Below are 1,264 nucleotides of genomic sequence, written 5' to 3' on the forward strand. Positions count from 1 at the left end.
GACTACCCAGCCGAGGTCAAAACCAAGCCCAAGGTAGCGAATTATCGCAGCATCAATGTCGAGGCCCTGCTGGCGCAAAAACCGGACCTGATCCTGGGCTGGCGCTCGGCCCAGTCACGCATGCTGGCCCCGCTGGAGCAGCTGGGTATCCCGGTTTTCTACTCTGAGCCTACCGATTTTGCCTCGCTGGCGACCGAAATGCGGGCGCTGGGCAAATTGCTTGGAGTGGAGAAGAGTGCCAACGAAGCCGCCGATCGCTATCTGGCGCGCCTGCATTCCCTGCAACAGCGCTATGGCCAACCAACCGGTGTCAAGGTGTTCTACCAGCTCTGGTACCCACCGCTCACCAGCGTCAGTGGCAATGCCTGGCCCGCTCAGGCCATCGAACTCTGCGGCGGGATCAACATCATGGCGAATGCCAAGACCCCTTACCCTCAAGTGGACATGGAACAGGTGATCAGGGCCAACCCATCGCTGATCCTGGCGGGGAGTCAAGATCCTGACGCTCTGCGTCACTGGCGAAAGTGGCCTAATCTCGACGCTGTACAGCATCAGCGACTCGATTTAATCAACTCGGATGAGCTGCACCGTTTCACCCCGAGAGCCCTCAATGCAGTGGAGCAGGTTTGCCAAGCTATTACCCAACCCAACAGCAAGTAGCCAAAAAACAGCCATTCAGATCACGCCTGCCAATATACGTCTGCAAATGGCATAAAAAGTGCTTTAGAATTCTATAGATACCAATTTTCATCATGGGACACCGTCATGTTTAATGGAAAAACAATCCTGGTTACCGGTGGCACGGGGTCATTTGGCAAGAAATTCATTGCAACCGTGCTATCCCGCTACCAACCCGCACGACTGATCGTCTACTCCCGTGATGAGCTCAAGCAGTTTGAAATGCAGCAGTGTTTCAACCATCCCTGCATGCGCTATTTTATCGGCGATGTTCGCGATGCCGAGCGCCTCGACATGGCGATGCGCGATGTCGACTTTGTGGTGCATGCCGCTGCGCTCAAGCAAGTGCCAGCTGCCGAATACAACCCGATGGAGTGCATCAAGACCAACGTTGGAGGAGCCGAAAACGTCATCAAGGCCGCGCTCAACAATGGCGTGCAGAAGGTCATTGCACTCTCGACCGACAAGGCTGCCAACCCGATCAACCTTTACGGGGCAACCAAGCTCTGTTCTGACAAGCTCTTTGTCGCTGCCAACAATATGGCGGGCAAGAACCCGACCATCTTCTCGGTGGTACGTTATGGCA

2 protein-coding genes are annotated in these 1,264 nt (G+C 55.3%); both read left to right on the forward strand.

Annotated features, from left to right (window positions below):
- Positions 1 to 660: ABC transporter substrate-binding protein (locus AACS18_RS16390; protein WP_108612735.1), on the forward strand; the 660-nt coding region annotated here is incomplete at its 5' end.
- 105 nt (positions 661 to 765) lie between these two features.
- A partial coding sequence (locus tag AACS18_RS16395; RefSeq protein ID WP_146184784.1) for a polysaccharide biosynthesis protein occupies positions 766 to 1,264 on the forward strand: 499 nt, incomplete at its 3' end.

Source organism: Aeromonas sp. HMWF015 (genome assembly GCF_963878965.1).
Lineage (GTDB): Bacteria > Pseudomonadota > Gammaproteobacteria > Enterobacterales > Aeromonadaceae > Aeromonas > Aeromonas veronii.